Source organism: Bacillus sp. BS3(2021) (assembly GCF_021043345.1).
Lineage (GTDB): Bacteria > Bacillota > Bacilli > Bacillales > Bacillaceae > Bacillus > Bacillus paralicheniformis.
In genome coordinates this window covers 128055-143496 of the sequence record NZ_JAJNDM010000009.1, presented here as the reverse complement: position 1 = coordinate 143496, position 15442 = coordinate 128055, and the positions used below count along the sequence as shown (strand labels likewise).

Genomic DNA, 15442 nt, shown 5'->3' with positions numbered 1-15442 from the left:
TTCATATATGTCATAAATCAGAGCGGAATCTTTAAAAATTGAAACCAAACAGCACTTATATCGTATCGTGAGCTAAAATCAATGTAAGGGTGTTTTACATGTTGGATAAAAAGAAATACTTCATGATTATGGTACCGGCTTTAATTTTAGCGTTTTTATTTCAATTTTTTGTTCCCTCAGAGCAAGGGCACTTGGGGATTGTGTTTATTTTAGCAGGCGGGGTGATTTATTATCTTTGGGTGCATATAGAAAAGGACAAACAGAAAGATTGAGCGCATCCTTTGATTTGCGAATCCACTAAAAAAACGTCTATATAGACGTTTTTTTGTTATTGATATCCATTGTTAGCCAACCTGCTGGGCGGCAACCGACTGAGCCGGTAAACAAATGCTCAAGCAGCCGTTTCTCCCAGATTTTATCGATCTTTTAACTTTAAGGCGTAAGCTTTGAACTGTTAAGAGCTTTGATACTTAAGCTGTAAACGCTGAACGTTGAGCTTTGAGCTTTTATCTCAATGTTGGCACAGCGTCTCTTTGGCTGTGCAGATGAAATAAAAGGAGGGAGTCACCTTTCCCTCGGAAGGTGTTTAGTTTTATCGGTTTTCGGTTGGCTAACAATCGGCCGTTAATCGATTTTGATTTTGGTGAGTGTATTGCTCTCGGACAATGCAAAGTCAACTTCCATTTCAAAGTCCTCGATCTTTTTTGACAAGGAATCGATCTTCTCTTTTAGGTTCAGCGGATCGATGATTTTTGCTTCATTTTCAGAGAGGAAAGATTTGACGATTTCCTGGTTTTCAGCCGCTTTTACTTTGCCGTCTTTTCCGAAAAGAGTCTCCAGATGTTTGTCTAGTCTTTCTGTTACTTTTTGATTGACGCTCTCGGCCTCGTCGACTAAATCAGCGTACACTTCTTTCAGCTTATCCAAAAGCTGAATGTCGTAGCTGATGGAGGTTTTTCTTTCGATGGCTTCAGCCACAGTCATCTTGACTCTGGCCACTTCGATTTTGGTCGTCGCGTTGGATACAACAATGGCAGACTTAATGGCATTTCGCCTTTTGATTAAGGCTTCAATTGATTGATAATCGGCTTTCGCCCTAGTTTCCAAGTCTTCGGTTGTCCGAAATCCGTTCGGCAGTTTCTTTCCGATCATCAAGCCTCCGAATGTACTCTCATTTACGGCCCGCTTGATTCTTTTATCCAACATTTTGAGTTCGCTTAGTGCTCTGGTGATCGTAAGTTCCATTCTATAGCCCCTTCGTCGTTTATATATTTAAAAAAGCTCTTTATTTACTCATTAGAGTGATGATTATATCATATTGATTTTCCAAGTGTTATATTTTTTGTGCATATTTTCATATAGCATAATAGTCCAAAAAGATTCATAGAAAGCTGTAGGAGGTCTAATCGATTGTTCGATTTCATGATCACTATGCATTGCATTTCTCTTTAAAATGAACAGGGAGATCAACAAAAAAACTTTTAGCAAAAGAAAAGCTTTGCTGAGAACTTTTCCTAATTCCTATTGTTTGTCATTGCTCCGTTTCACTGCAAAATATATTGCGAGGACGGCTGCGATAAGAGAGGCAGCTCCGCATGCCAGCTTGATCAGCGGTTTCAACAATATCAACTCCATCTGTTTTCGGTATATGTGTAAAGTATAAAAGGGATTCATATCCAAAGACAGCTTATGCTTAGGATTTTAAAGAAATTTTAAGGAAATAAGTCCTGCGCCGCCCGGTTGACAATGAAAAGCCGCTCCACTAAAATGAATGATAGTCATTCATTTTTAGGGAGGTCTGCAACATGCCAAAGCAAACGTCCGGGAAATATGAAAAGATTTTGCAGGCGGCCATTGAAGTCATTTCTGAAAAGGGGCTGGATAAGGCGTCGATTTCAGATATCGTGAAAAAAGCAGGTACTGCGCAGGGAACTTTTTATCTTTATTTCTCATCCAAAAATGCATTGATTCCAGCGATCGCGGAAAATCTTCTGACACATTCTTTGGACCATATTAAGAGCAAGGTCGACGGAACCATGTCATTCTGGACCGCCTTGGACATCATGATCGATGAGACGTTTAACATGACGGAACTTCATCAGGATATTATCGTTCTTTGCTACTCAGGTCTTGCCTTTGACCATTCGATGGAAAAATGGGAGGCGATCTATCAGCCTTATTATTCCTGGCTTGAAGGACTTATTGAAAAAGCAGTTGAGAAAAACGAGGTCATTCCGGACATCAATGTGCGCTGGACGGCCAGAACGATTATCAACTTTGTCGAAAACACAGCGGAACGTTATTACATCGGGGCGGAAAAAGACGAAGAGCTCAGTGTGTTCAAAAAAGAAATATTTACTTTTCTGAAGAGAAGCATAGGAACCAAGTGAAAAATGACCGGCTGCAGCTGTTCATTTTTTATCGGCCTAAAAATGACTGACGTTCATTCACAACAGGAAGGGTGTTATCATTGAGTTGGCTCCTCGTCATTATTGCGGGTTTTTTGGAAGTGGTTTGGGCCTCAGGTCTTAAACATGCGGATTCCTTCGCCGATTGGCTGATGATCTTTGTACTGATCGCGGCAAGTTTTCTCATGCTGATACGATCTTACAGGAACATTCCGATGGCGTCGGCTTATACCGTATTTGTCGGAATCGGAACGGCCGGCACATATGTGACGGGTGTTTTTATGGGCGAACCCTTTTCAGGAGGGCAAATATTTTTTTTGATCGTGCTGTTGGGAGGCATTATTGGCATGAAAATGTTTACAAAAGAGAACAATACCCAGTCAGGGGGTGATTGATCATGCCGTGGTTATTTTTGGTGATTTCTGGAATCGAAGAGGTCATTGCCGCCATCGCTATGAAATATGTAGACGGCACAAGAAAAAAATGGCCGATTATTGTCATGGTATTGGGGTTTGCTTTGTCTTTTTTCTGCCTTTCGAAAGCCATGCAGGCACTTTCAGCCGGTGTTGCCTATGCCGTTTGGACCGGGATCGGCAGCATCGGCATTACGGCAGTCAGCTTATTTTGGTTTAAGGAGCGGATTCGCGCTCCGCAGCTCATCTCACTTGGCTTTATTATAATCGGGGTGATCGGCCTGCGCCTTACATCATCTTAAATTTTAATTTATATTGGAGGTTGCTGATATGTTCAATCAGCTTAAATTGCGTCCGCTCGAAAGAGAAGACCTTCCGTTTGTCCACCGTCTTAACAACGATGCGAAGATTATGTCGTATTGGTTTGAAGAACCGTATGAGACTTTTGTTGAGCTGCAGGATTTGTTTGACAAACACATTCATGACCAAAGCGAACGGCGCTTTATCATAGAGAAAGAGACTGAGATGATCGGATTGGTTGAGCTGGTCGAAATTGATTATATTCACAGAAGGGCGGAGTTTCAAATCATCATTGATCCAGAGCATCAAGGGAACGGGTATTCGTCAAGCGCAACGTATTTGGCGATGAACTACGCGTTTTCCGTTTTAAATTTGCACAAATTGTATTTGATCGTCGACGAAGATAATGCAAAAGCGATTCACTTGTATAAAAAGGCAGGGTTCACAATCGAGAGCGAGCTGCAGGATGAGTTTTTCGTTGACGGCTATTATCGTAACGCTATTAGAATGTGCATTTTTCAGGATGAATTTTTATCACTTAAAAAAAGCAAAAAGGAAGGCATGCAAGGATAAACAAAAGAGATGGCGCCGCCATCTCCCGCATGTTTTTTAATTTTTCACACCTAATCGATCTTTGGCTTTGTCGGGAATATCGTCTTTTTCAACCTCTTCCCACGATTTCACGCCTTTATTTTCAGAATAGAAAAGCCGTAAAAACGCGCCTGTACGAAGGTTTTTATCAGCTGTGAATTCCATTGTTTTTTCTTGACCGTCCTCATCAAAACCGGCCAGTTCATATTTGAAGACGGAGTATTCCTCGCCGTCGTCAAACTTCGACGTGTCTTCCTTCCCGTTTCCGGTAATGTGAACATAATATTCGTCTGTTCCCACACGGTTTAAGTTACATCCGCTTAATAATGCGGTAAATATGATCATCAGGCTGATCCATACGATATGCTTTTTCACAATTTCACCTCATTTATCATTCTAAGATTCATTGTCTGATAAAAAAATCGAATAACGTGACATGAACATTACACTTTTGTAAGGGATCGTTCGGCACACTCATCTTGAAACGGGAGATTAAATTTCAATATCCTTTTTATTCAATAAAGTTTATAATATGGAAAAAGGGAGGGGCGCCAATGAAAAAAATTTTATTTTTGATGTTGTTTTCAATCATGACGGCCTTCAGTTTTCATATTCAGCCTGCTGATGCCGCGGTTACAAAAGATGAGAAAAAGACGACCATGACAATGACTGAAGATCAAGTGGGATTTTTTATGGCGGACAGCACCAATGTAAATTACTACCCGACATGGCTGTATTATAAGTTTACGATTTTTAATGCAGAAGGCTGTACACTCAAGATCAAGCTGCAGAGAATCACGTTAACAGGACATGCGATCACTTTAAGCGAGAAAGAATTTACTGGAAATCATCTTCATTTAAGTGCTGCAGATAAAGTGAGCGGGACGCCGCACCGCAATCATTTCCTGGATATCACAAAAGTGTCAGGCTGCGGAGATGTTGGAATTACAGGCTTTTACGGCTTTGAGCATGAAATGCCGGACTACTCATCATAAAGAAAGCCCAGCAGAGGAGAGTCCTTTTTTCATATTAGGGCTAACATATCGGGAGAAAAAAATGAAAAAACAAACGCTGCTTTTATTGAGAGGCGCCATCCTCTTGCTCCTATGTTGTGCGGCTGGTTATGCTCTTTATCAGCATATTGCCGGAGGCCGGAATGAACAGGCAGGCACTGCCCTTCATCAGCAGGCATTACATTTTAAATTATCGACTTTAGAGGGCGGTGACATCGAACTGAAAAAATTACGGGGAAAGGCGGTACTTGTTAACTTTTGGGGGACTTTTTGTACACCGCGCAAAGAGGAGATGCCGGTCATGCAAAAAGCTTATGACCGTTTTAAAGGAGACGGTTTTGAAATCATCGCTGTCAATGTGCGTGAATCGAAAGGTGCGGTAAAGAGCTTTGTCAACCGCCATGGCTTAACTTTTCCGGTCGCTTTGGATCAATCGGCTGAAGTTTACCGTTCTTGGGAAATTTATTATTTGCCTACAAGTATATTCATTAATCGGGAAGGAAGACCAGAGCGGATGTATGTCGGAGGAATGTCTGAGCGGCAAGTTGATATGTGGATTGAAGACCTTCTTAGCGGTTCATAGAAACTCATTTAAAAGGCATAGACAAACACCTATTGTTCTTATCGTTCATAAGGTAGCTCAGGAGAGGAGCGACCTTATGTTTTTTCATATTAAAGAACTGCAGTATCATGCAAAGCCTGAAAAACCCGATCCATTATTTGCGAAAAAGCTGCAGGAAATACTGGGAGGACAGTTCGGCGAAATATCAGTAGCTCTGCAGTATCTTTTTCAAGGCTGGAGTGTCAGAGTAAACGGCAAGTACAAAGATCTGCTGATGGATACAGGAGCTGAAGAGCTCGCCCATATCGAGATGCTGGCGACGATGATCGCAAGGCTTTTGGACGGTGCGCCGGTCGGCGATCTTGAAAAAGCGGCAAAAGATCCGGTGCTCGGTGCCATTCTCGGAGGGATGAATCCGCAGCATGCCATCGTATCAGGATTAGGGGCAATGCCGGCCGACAGCGTGGGAAACCGCTGGACCGCCGATTATATTATTGCAAGCGGAAATTTGCTTGCCGACTTTCGAGCAAATTTAAACGCGGAATCACAGGGACGCCTGCAGGCTGTCCGCCTTTATGAAGAGACGACGGACCGCGGTGTCAAAGATATGCTGTCCTGGCTGATTGCAAGGGATACGATGCATCAAAACCAGTGGCTTGCGGCCATTAAAGAACTGGAAGCGAAAGAAAATGTCGTCGTCCCAAGCACGTTTCCGCGCCATCTGGAAAAAAGGGAAGTCTCCCATGTATTATTTAATTTTTCAAGAGGCAACGAGAGCGCTACAGGCAGATGGGCGAAGGGACCGAGCATGGATGGGGAAGGCGTTTTTCAGTATGTTGAACATCCTCAGCCCCTTGCGAAAAAACCGGTGCTAAAACCTGCGCCTGCATATATTCATGATACGCCGCCATCGGTTATTCAACATCCCCGGGATGACATACTGCCTCCGAATCTTTATTGATCAGCTTCTATTTGCATGATCATATTTCGGGCTTGCAGCGAATAGCCATAGTGAAGAATGGTATTTAAAGGGAGGCGCAAGCTTGAAAACTTATAAGGAGACGGCCGTTTTTGAACATAAATTTTGGCTTCAAGTTTTGGGTGATCATGCGCGTTTTATTTTGGATTCTTTGGCTGAAAGGGAAAAAGAAGATATTCAAAAGGCGAAGCAGTTCAAGCAGACGTTTGATGTTTTGCTGAAAAAAGTGAATGCTTCGCCTGATTTGTATTCATTAACGCTTGAAGCTGAAGAATATGCCCTTCAATTCAGGAAATTTAAACTCTCCATCATTAAAAGGCACCTGACAGGCGATATTAAAATTCACCTTCCTCCGACTTTTATTAACCATATGGTAAATGAACTGGAGGAGTACTTGCTTGTGCTAAAATACTTAAAAAAACGGGAAGTGCCGCCTGTTTTCCACGAGTTGCACCACCATATGCTGTGGCTGATGGATGCCGCCGGACATGCTGGAGCAATTGCCGATGACCTGGATGCGGTGGAAAAACGTTTGAAAGAGAAGAGCAGGGAGTTTGTCAAACACTTTGAACAGTTCTATATTAAATCCGTTGAATTGACGGGGTATCTCAGAGCGAATGTTGAATCTTTTCCCGCTCTCAGAAGGATGAATAAAGACGTGAAGCTTGAGATTGAGCTGTTTCGTACCTTTTTGAAAGAAGTGGAGGAGCTGGAGCTTACAGATCAGATGCTCGGTACGTTCTCCGCGCTGATGGCAGACCACATGATGAGGGAAGAATGCTATTATTTAATGAAAATCGCCGAATCGACAAATACGCAAAAACCTGCGTGCGACCCTGCGAAACCGAGGCTGCTTGAAAAGTAATGCCGACGGTTTTGCTATTTTTTTGATGAAGCCGCGAATCGATCTTGGCACCTGCGGTTTGCACAGCCTTTTTCATGCGATTATAATTCAGAATATATAGATAATCTAAAAACTGTTTGGAGGGCCTTTCTTGCATATCAGAAAATTAACAGCTTCAGATGCAGAAAACTATCTGAAGCTTTGTGAAACGATCGATGAAGAATCTGAATTCATGCTGTTTGAACCGGGTGAACGAAAGCTTCAGGCACAACGTCAAATCAAACAGATCCAATCCGGCGTGTGTGAAGTTTTTGTTTGTGCGGCTGATGACGGAAGCTTAGTCGGATATGTTGCAGCAGTCAGAGGACAGGTTCAGAGAACACGCCACCGTGCCCATATCATCATTGGCATACGCCAAACATATATTGGACAAGGTATTGGAGTAAAGCTGTTTCAGGCATTGGAAAAATGGGCCTGTGAAGAAAAGCTTCACAGACTTGAGCTGACTGTCATGACCCATCATACAGCCGCCGTGCGTTTATACAAAAAAATGGGTTTTATCATTGAAGGCACTAAAAAGCACGCTTTGAAAGTAAAAGGACAATATGTTGATGAATATGTCATGTCCAAATTAATCAACGAATAGCAAATGGAGGTTTCAAATGAAAGACGGGTGCCATCAGGCCATCGCCGCTGTCAGCTACTACAAAACAGAACGGACGATTGATTTTAACCGGCAAACCTATACAAAAAAGCATAATCAAATGTACCTGTACAACGATAAAATTTTAACGGCAAGCCGCCAGTATCGCCTTGAGCACGTCCACGATGTATCATACAGACCTTTTTCCGAGGCCGGTTTGCTTTACCTCCATACGAACCAGGGGGTATTTGCTTATGAAGTGGATGCGGACCCCGGGTATTTCATAGAGGCTTTTAAAAAACAGAAAAATCCAATTAAATAAATTACAATATATATGAAGTTTTTAGCAGTAAATGCTAGAATGAATGTTGGGAATTTTGCAAGGAAAGGAACATACGGCTACCGGCCTGTTAGGGCGATTGGCCTTGTTGACTTACCGGGCTAATGTCACTTGGCGGTGTTTATATGTCACTGCTATGCTTGATGAAAGAACGTCCGCTTAGGCTGCAAGTGTATGTTTGAGCAGAAGATTTTAAGCGTCTTTTTCCAATTTTCTTTAACATAACGAGTCCTTGACGTTCCCAGTATATCTCAATACATAGATGGTCAACTTAATTAGAGAAGTAGAGAGGACAGGACAGCTTAATGAAAAAGAAGACACAGAATACGGTTCAAAAGATCGTAGAAGCCGGATATCATCTGTTCGCCCAAAATGGATATTCGGCAACCTCTGTAGATGAAATTATGAAAGAAGCCGGATTTTCTAAAGCTACGTTTTATTTGTATTTCAAGTCAAAGGAGATGCTGTTTCTCCATATTATGAATGAGCAAATGGAAGATCGCTTTCAAACCAGCATGAATTGTTTTCGAAAAAAGACGCTGAGGGGATTGCTCGCAGGGATTGAACACTTGATTCAAACATCAAATAAAGAGCATTCGACAGCTTTGTTTTTGGAATTTATGGCAAATAGTCATAGATATCCTGAGATTCAAAGAAAAGTAGCCCTTCTGTATGAACAGTGGAGGGAGTTTTTTGTCGAACTGATCGAGCAGCTCCAGGAAGAAGGCATCGTTCAGAAACAGCTCAATCCGAAGGTGATGGCCACCACGCTGATTGCAATCTTTAACGGATACAACCATCAACACCACGCGGATCCCTCGATTAATAAACAGGAACAGCTTCAGTCCATTATTTTCTTGCTGAATCCGAAGCTGCATCTCCAGATAAAAGACAAACTATTTCATGTATGACAAGACTTCTGAAACAGCCGGCGCTGCCGACCTTGAGTCGGCGGTTTTTTGTGTTAGATCCGAATCCTGCTTCGGCAATGGAAATGCATCCGTTTAACAATTCTGTCTCATCTGTTTTAACTCGTAATAACATAAACCGTTTTAAAAAGTTGACAACAGCAAATCGTTATTATACAATTATCTCGAATTCGAGATAATTAAAAAGGATGAATACCGTGGGCAGTCAGGAAATGGAGAGATACGAAGAGGAGTTGTCTTTAAAGGCATTTATTGTGTTGTCTCGTGCACTGCAATCGATTAAAAAGCGTGTGGAAGAGGATATTAAATGTTTAGGACTAAACCCAACTGAGTTTGCTGTTCTAGAATTAGTCTATAGTAAAGGCGATCAGCCGATCCAAAAAATAGGCGAAAAAGTATTAATCGCAAGCAGCAGCATTACCTATGTTGTAGATAAATTGGAGAAGAAAAAGTTAATAGAGAGAAGACCTTGTCCTAAAGATCGCCGTATAACATACGCTGCTTTAACGAATGAAGGAACTGCACTGATGAACAATCTTTTTCCAAAACATAAAACAGCTATGAAAGGCATTTTCGGCGGCTTAGACATAAAAGAAAAGGAAGTTCTAATTGAAAAGTTAAAAAAACTTGGCTTCCATGCCCAAAGCATGTAAATTTTTTTATAATAATATCTCGAATTCGAAATATATGAATTCATGATAATGAGAAATAAATATTGAACTGGGTATTCTATTTCTGAACATGAGCTTCATGACATAACAAGATCCTGGGCTCATCGGCAGTCATCATCGTTATCAAGCAACAGAAATCTACGAAGGTTGAAAACTGCCCGGAGTCCTATAAAGAAAAAGGCAGGGATGCTTGTCCCATTGGTTTTGATCTTTTAAAGAAGGAAAAAATAAAAAGCAGAAAAACCACGGGGATTTAGAAAACCTGTAAATGAATTTGTAACGTATTTCTCATCATAAAGCTATGTTTCATGAAAGAGGAGTGAAGTGGAATGAAAAAGAAAACAAGCGGAATCCATCACATTACAGCGATTGTCGGCCATCCGCAAGAGAACGTGGATTTTTACGCTGGCGTTCTTGGTTTACGTTTAGTGAAAAAAACCGTTAATTTTGATGATCCGGGAACATACCACCTCTATTTTGGCAATGAAGGCGGGAAACCGGGAACGATTATTACATTCTTTCCTTGGGCAGGTGCCCGTCGAGGAGTCATTGGAGATGGTCAAGTGGGAGTGACTTCTTACGTCGTTCCTAAAGGCGCAATGGCTTTTTGGGAAAACAGATTAGCAAAATTCAATGTGCCTTATACAAAAATGAACCGTTTTGGAGAGGAATACTTGGAGTTCGATGATCCTCATGGTCTTCATCTGGAAATTGTCGAAAGAGAACAAGGGGAAAAGAACAGCTGGAAAGTAGGGGAAATAACACCGGACAATGCAATCAAAGGATTTGGCGGAGCAACACTGTTATCCAAACAACCCGAAAAAACGGCTGAATTATTAGTAAAGGTCATGGGACTTGAAAAAGTCGGAGAAGAAGGAGATTTTGTACGTTTTCGTTCTGCTGGTGACATAGGAAATATAATTGATTTGAAATTAACAACTATAGGAAGCGGACAAATGGGGACGGGTACAGTTCACCATATTGCCTGGAGAGCCATTGATGACAATGATCAATTGGAATGGCAAAAATATGTTGCGGAAAACGGATACCGTGTTACACCTGTGCAAGACAGAAATTATTTTAACGCGATTTATTTCAGAGAACACGGGGAAATCTTATTTGAAATTGCAACAGATCCACCAGGATTCGCCCATGATGAATCATATGAAACAATGGGAGAACAGTTAATGCTGCCAGCCCAGTATGAACACTACAGAGAGCAGTTAGAAAGAAGATTAATTCCTGTAACAGTGAAGGCGCTGGATTAATTTTTGTAAGGAAGTGATTCGATGCTGTCCATTGATCCCAATACAAAAACAGAAAGAGAGAACTACAAGTTTTTAATCGGGAGTATTATACCGAGACCTGTTGCATTTGTTACAAGTTTATCAGAGGAGGGCGTCTTAAACGGAGCTCCTTTTAGCTACTTTAATATTGTATCTTCAAATCCTCCGATGATCTCCCTTTCTATTCAACGTTTTGCAGGGAGCCAAAAGGATACAGCGAGAAACATTTTGAACAGCAAAGAATTTGTGGTCCATATCGTTGATGAACAAAACGTTGAAAAAATGAATTTAACGGCCGCCAGCCTACCACCAAGTCAAAGTGAAGTTCAGTTAGCGGAGTTAACCCCCGTTGAAAGTGTGAAAGTCTCGGTGCCGGGCGTGAAAGAAGCAAAAGTGCGTATGGAATGTGTTCTGGAGTATTCATTAGAGTTGGGAGATAAGCACTCTGACGGATGCGATTTCATGATAGGCAGAGTCGTTCAATATCATATCGAAAGCGGCATCTATGAAAATGGAAAAATCGATCCAAGAGGCCTCGGCGCCATCAGTCGTTTAGCCGGGCATGATTACGCAAAGATTGGCGAAATCTTCACCAGAAAAAGACCGAAGTAATATAACCATCCATAATATCTCGAAATTGAGATTTATTAAATTGAAATGTTTTAAGTTTATTCTAGCAAGGAATAATAATGGCAGCGAAACACTTCAAGGGGGTGGTTCTTAAAAGGTTTGCCGAAAAGAAAACAAAAAAGCAGGTGTGAAAACATGGGATTTTTAGACAAACTATTTAGAAAATCAAAGGAGCTGGATCATATGTCAAATGTAAAATTAGCTGTAGTTTTTTATAGTATGGGCGGAACAAACTATCAATTAGCCAAATGGGCTGCAGAAGGTGCAGAAGAAGCAGGTGCTGAAGTCAGAGTTTTAAAAGTACAAGAATTGGCTCCGCAATCAGCCATTGAGGGAAATGAAGTGTGGAAATCCACTGTTGATGCAACAAAGGACATTCCAGTCGTATCCTCAGAAGATATAGAGTGGGCAGATGCTATTATATTCAGTACACCAACACGCTTTGGCAATATGGCATCCCAAATGAAACAGTTTCTTGATACACAAGGCGGACTTTGGGCAAACGGAAAGACAGTAAATAAGGTTGTAAGCGCAATGTCCTCCGCTCAAAATCCACATGGTGGTCAAGAAGCAACAATCTTGTCCTTATATACTTCAATGATGCACTGGGGAGCTATTATTGCTTCTCCGGGATACACTGATCCTGTCCTCTTCGGGGCTGGCGGAAATCCATATGGAACGAGTGTTACAGTCGATCAAAACGGGAAGATGATTGAAGACGTGGAAGCTGCAGTGAAACATCAAGCTAAACGCACAGTGACAGTAGCTGAATGGGTTAAAAAGGGCAATCAACAATAATTGAAATTTAATATTTTTAAAAGAGCCAATCATTTGGCTCTTTTTTTAGTATGTGCCCAGCTGATAGTTGGTTCGGCATGCCGCTTCGTCTTCATTTGACTGCGAACACACCATGATATACGCGGCATAAAGAGTAAGATATCCGACATATCCTTTAACGATGCCATTGATTTCGCAACTGCAATGATAAAATTTTTTCTATTACATTTTAAAAAAATGAAACTTTAAGTTCATATGAACGTAAACATAAGTGAAATGATTTTATTTAGTCATACGATCAATCAACAAATGCAAAAGGGGTGAAACAAAAGTGAAAGTCATGATTGGTTCGATCATATTGCTATCCATTATAGGGTTTGGCGTATGGCTTATGTTAAGCCCGCTTTTTAAAAAAGTCGGAAGCGGGGCGAGCAAAATAAAGAAAACGCTGGAGGATGACAAAGATGAATGAAAAACAACCAAAGAAGAATAAAAACAAAACGCTGCTCGGCGGAATCATTGTCGCTGTTGCTTTAATTATCGGAGGATTCACAGCTTCCTTGTTCATCGAGAAAATTCCGAACGGATATGTCGGCGTCGTTTATTCTCCGAATGGCGGGGTGAAATCGGAAACGCTTGATCAAGGCTGGCATTTAGTCGGACTGTTTGACAAAGTCACAAGATATCCGGTGCGGATGCAGACTGTAAACAATCAGGATATTCAAGTGGCTACTTCTGACGGCAAAAACATCTCAATGGACATCGCCTACAACTATGTCGTTCAGCCTGATAAAGTCGTAGAATTGTTTAATAAATTCGGAGCGGTCGATATTGAATCAATCGAAAACAGCTACTTGAAAACAAGGCTGTGGGACGCTGCAAGAAAGTCGATTTCCAAATACTCCGTCATTGATACATACGGACAAAAATCATCTGATGCCGCCGCAGAAATCCAAAAAACATTTGCAGATGATATGAAGGGGCTCGGCTTTGTCATTGACGATTTAACACTCGGTGTGCCAAAGCCTGATAAAGCGACCCAGGAAGCGATTGACGCGCGCGTGAAGTCTTCGCAGGAACTGGAAAGAACGCAGACAGAGCTGAAGATCGCCGAAGCGGAAGCGAAAAAGAAAAAGATCGAAGCCCAAGGTATTGCCGAGTATAATGAAATTATTAAAAAATCGATGTCAGATGAAATGATCAAGTATCAATGGATCCAAAAATGGGACGGAAAAATGCCTAAAGCGACAGGATCGAATTCCCTGATCCAGATTCCGACTGATGAGAAAGGAAAATAAAACGAAAAAATCCCTTGCTAAGGGATTTTTTTCGTCTCGGTCGCCCGTATATAATAGTGTTAACAATCGCTTCTGGACAGGGGGGGAAGATGATGTTTGCTCCGGATGCCATTCTCCGTACGTGGAGAAGATTCGACGCTTTTCCGATGGAAACGCTGACAAAGGCATGGTTTTATCATCAGGGAGGGGATCAGAAACAGCGGAACGTCTCAATGATGAAGGAACACCACCAAGAGTACGGCATTGCCGGCAATTGCTTTGACCTTTCGATTTGGCTGCTGGACGAGTTTACAAAAGACGGAGTGGAAGCTTTTCCGATCGGCCGTTCGTTCAAAACAGAACGCGCGCATGCCGCAGTCATCGCGCTTGATGAAAGAGGACGGCGCTTTTTATGTGATCTGGGAGACCAATGGCTGCAGCCGATTCTGATCGACTGCGAATGTGAAGATTATACCAGTGAAAAGCTGGAAGGTTTTTTCCCGGCAGCACAAATTCAAGTCAAGCCGACAACCGGCGGAGTTAAGGTCCTTTACCATCGGCCGAACGGAAAGGTGTCAACTCAAGTCTACTCTACAGAGCCTGTTGACATGTCCGTTTTTTGGGAGGCGGCTGAATACTCGCAAGCGGCATTGAAGCCTGCGCCATTACTGGAATGCAGAATTCCGTTTCAACATGAAATTGCGCATTGGGAATTCAGCGGCTGGGACATATATCTTAGCACGAGCAAAGGATTATACAGAGAAGCGAAGCCGGACACAATCGAAGGCTGGACTGAGAAAATCCATGATGTCACCGGATACGATAAAAATGTTATCAAGAAAGCGTTGGAGATCTATCAAACCCGCGCATGATCTTAAACCTTGAAAAAAACTCATTTTATACATATCATGTGGAAAGAGGAGAGGATAAGATGAGCCATTATGACCAGCAATACAATGCAATCATTCAAAAAATTATTGAATCAGGGATCTCCGATGAAGAATATCAGGTCCGGACGAAGTGGGATTCAGACGGAACGCCGGCTCATACGCTGAGCATCATGAGCGAAAAAATGCGGTTTGACAATTCGGAAGTGCCGATTTTGACGACGAAGAAGGTGGCGTGGAAAACGGCCATCAAAGAGCTGCTTTGGATCTGGCAGCTGAAATCCAATGATGTCCAAGTTCTGAACGATATGGGGGTTCATATTTGGGATCAATGGCGGCTTGAAGACGGCACAATCGGAGCAGCCTACGGCTATCAATTAGCGAAGAAAAACAGAACGGTTAACGGGCAGAAAGCCGATCAAGTGGATTATTTGCTCCATCAGTTAAAGCATAATCCGTCTTCACGCAGGCATTTGACCATGCTGTGGAATCCCGATGACTTGGACGGCATGGCTTTGACGCCCTGCGTCTATGAGACGCAATGGTATGTGAAAGAAGGAAAGCTCTCTTTGGAAGTAAGAGCGAGAAGCAATGACATGGCGCTTGGCAACCCGTTCAATGTGTTCCAATATAACGTCTTGCAGCGCATGATCGCCCAAGTCCTCGGTTATGAACTGGGCGAATACATCTTCAATATCGGCGACTGTCACATTTATACCCGTCACATCGATAATTTAAACATTCAGATGAAACGCGAGCAATATGAAGCGCCGAAGCTGTGGATCAACCCGGACATCAAAAACTTTTATGACTTTACAATCGATGATTTTAAATTAATTGACTATAAGCACGGCGACAAGCTGACATTTGAAGTTGCCGTATAAACAGGCGG

22 protein-coding genes are annotated in these 15442 nt (G+C 42.1%); 20 read left to right on the top strand and 2 right to left on the bottom strand.

All coding sequences use genetic code 11. The features are described from left to right. Positions 1–98: 98 nt before the first annotated feature. Positions 99–272, top strand: a complete 174-nt coding sequence (locus LQ247_RS18565) for a hypothetical protein (protein WP_165389276.1) — start codon at positions 99–101, stop codon at positions 270–272. A gap of 352 nt (positions 273–624) precedes the next feature. Here LQ247_RS18565 and LQ247_RS18560 read toward each other — a convergent pair whose 3' ends face one another. Beyond that, the gene (locus LQ247_RS18560; protein ID WP_231006396.1) at positions 625–1245 is read right to left on the bottom strand and encodes a hypothetical protein; all 621 of its coding nucleotides are present in this window, start codon (positions 1243–1245) and stop codon (positions 625–627) included. 560 nt (positions 1246–1805) lie between these two features. On the opposite strand from LQ247_RS18560, the gene LQ247_RS18555 reads away from it, so the two are divergent. The 4 genes from LQ247_RS18555 to speG all read left to right on the top strand — a co-directional run bounded on the left by LQ247_RS18555 (position 1806) and on the right by speG (position 3694). Further along, on the top strand, positions 1806–2390 hold the full coding sequence (locus LQ247_RS18555) for a TetR family transcriptional regulator (protein ID WP_020451571.1): 585 nt from the start codon (positions 1806–1808) through the stop codon (positions 2388–2390). Between the two features lie 80 nt (positions 2391–2470). Beyond that, positions 2471–2803 carry a DMT family transporter gene (locus LQ247_RS18550; RefSeq protein WP_020451572.1) on the top strand — a complete coding sequence of 111 codons (333 nt, stop codon included), beginning with the start codon at positions 2471–2473 and terminating at the stop codon, positions 2801–2803. A 2-nt stretch (positions 2804–2805) separates the two neighbouring features. Beyond that, on the top strand, positions 2806–3123 hold the full coding sequence (locus tag LQ247_RS18545; RefSeq protein WP_020451573.1) for a DMT family transporter: 318 nt from the start codon (positions 2806–2808) through the stop codon (positions 3121–3123). A 28-nt stretch (positions 3124–3151) separates the two neighbouring features. After that, on the top strand, positions 3152–3694 hold the full coding sequence (speG, locus tag LQ247_RS18540; RefSeq protein WP_020451574.1) for a spermidine N1-acetyltransferase: 543 nt from the start codon (positions 3152–3154) through the stop codon (positions 3692–3694). A 36-nt stretch (positions 3695–3730) separates the two neighbouring features. Here the strand turns inward: speG and LQ247_RS18535 are convergent, their stop codons facing one another. Next, entirely contained in the window at positions 3731–4057 is a 327-nt protein-coding gene (locus tag LQ247_RS18535; RefSeq protein ID WP_217626321.1) for a YxeA family protein, read from the bottom strand. Positions 4058–4266: 209 nt separating this feature from the next. On the opposite strand from LQ247_RS18535, the gene LQ247_RS18530 reads away from it, so the two are divergent. From LQ247_RS18530 to LQ247_RS18460, 15 genes are all read left to right on the top strand, one after another. Further along, positions 4267–4707, top strand: a complete 441-nt coding sequence (locus tag LQ247_RS18530; RefSeq protein WP_231006394.1) for a hypothetical protein — start codon at positions 4267–4269, stop codon at positions 4705–4707. A gap of 61 nt (positions 4708–4768) precedes the next feature. Next, positions 4769–5308, top strand: coding sequence for a thiol-disulfide oxidoreductase ResA (gene resA / locus LQ247_RS18525; protein ID WP_231006392.1), 540 nt, complete (start codon positions 4769–4771; stop codon positions 5306–5308). A gap of 76 nt (positions 5309–5384) precedes the next feature. Further along, complete coding sequence (locus LQ247_RS18520; RefSeq protein ID WP_231006390.1) at positions 5385–6248, top strand: manganese catalase family protein; 864 nt, start codon at positions 5385–5387, stop codon at positions 6246–6248. 82 nt (positions 6249–6330) lie between these two features. Further along, the gene (locus LQ247_RS18515) at positions 6331–7131 is read left to right on the top strand and encodes a DUF2935 domain-containing protein (RefSeq protein WP_020451579.1); all 801 of its coding nucleotides are present in this window, start codon (positions 6331–6333) and stop codon (positions 7129–7131) included. Positions 7132–7261: 130 nt separating this feature from the next. Beyond that, a complete protein-coding gene (locus LQ247_RS18510; RefSeq protein ID WP_020451580.1) occupies positions 7262–7756 on the top strand; it encodes a GNAT family N-acetyltransferase in 495 nt (164 codons plus the stop codon). A gap of 16 nt (positions 7757–7772) precedes the next feature. Continuing rightward, positions 7773–8075, top strand: a complete 303-nt coding sequence (locus LQ247_RS18505) for a hypothetical protein (RefSeq protein ID WP_020451581.1) — start codon at positions 7773–7775, stop codon at positions 8073–8075. Between the two features lie 323 nt (positions 8076–8398). Then, entirely contained in the window at positions 8399–9004 is a 606-nt protein-coding gene (locus LQ247_RS18500) for a TetR/AcrR family transcriptional regulator (RefSeq protein ID WP_020451582.1), read from the top strand. Positions 9005–9219: 215 nt separating this feature from the next. Continuing rightward, positions 9220–9675 (top strand): MarR family winged helix-turn-helix transcriptional regulator, encoded by a 456-nt coding sequence (locus LQ247_RS18495; RefSeq protein WP_020451583.1) that lies wholly within the window; start codon positions 9220–9222, stop codon positions 9673–9675. A gap of 347 nt (positions 9676–10022) precedes the next feature. After that, complete coding sequence (locus LQ247_RS18490; protein WP_231006388.1) at positions 10023–10961, top strand: ring-cleaving dioxygenase; 939 nt, start codon at positions 10023–10025, stop codon at positions 10959–10961. A gap of 21 nt (positions 10962–10982) precedes the next feature. Beyond that, entirely contained in the window at positions 10983–11591 is a 609-nt protein-coding gene (locus tag LQ247_RS18485) for a flavin reductase family protein (RefSeq protein ID WP_231006387.1), read from the top strand. A gap of 201 nt (positions 11592–11792) precedes the next feature. Continuing rightward, positions 11793–12407 carry an NAD(P)H:quinone oxidoreductase gene (gene wrbA, locus LQ247_RS18480; protein ID WP_020451586.1) on the top strand — a complete coding sequence of 205 codons (615 nt, stop codon included), beginning with the start codon at positions 11793–11795 and terminating at the stop codon, positions 12405–12407. A 310-nt stretch (positions 12408–12717) separates the two neighbouring features. Next, positions 12718–12858: a hypothetical protein gene (locus LQ247_RS18475; protein WP_023857597.1), complete on the top strand. Its 141-nt coding sequence runs from the start codon at positions 12718–12720 to the stop codon at positions 12856–12858. After that, the gene (locus LQ247_RS18470; RefSeq protein ID WP_020451587.1) at positions 12851–13684 is read left to right on the top strand and encodes a prohibitin family protein; all 834 of its coding nucleotides are present in this window, start codon (positions 12851–12853) and stop codon (positions 13682–13684) included. The genes LQ247_RS18475 and LQ247_RS18470 overlap by 8 nt, the downstream gene beginning before the upstream one ends. 89 nt (positions 13685–13773) lie before the next feature. Continuing rightward, positions 13774–14535: a hypothetical protein gene (locus tag LQ247_RS18465; RefSeq protein ID WP_231006386.1), complete on the top strand. Its 762-nt coding sequence runs from the start codon at positions 13774–13776 to the stop codon at positions 14533–14535. Positions 14536–14594: 59 nt separating this feature from the next. Beyond that, positions 14595–15434: a thymidylate synthase gene (locus LQ247_RS18460; protein WP_026579651.1), complete on the top strand. Its 840-nt coding sequence runs from the start codon at positions 14595–14597 to the stop codon at positions 15432–15434. Positions 15435–15442 lie beyond the last annotated feature (8 nt).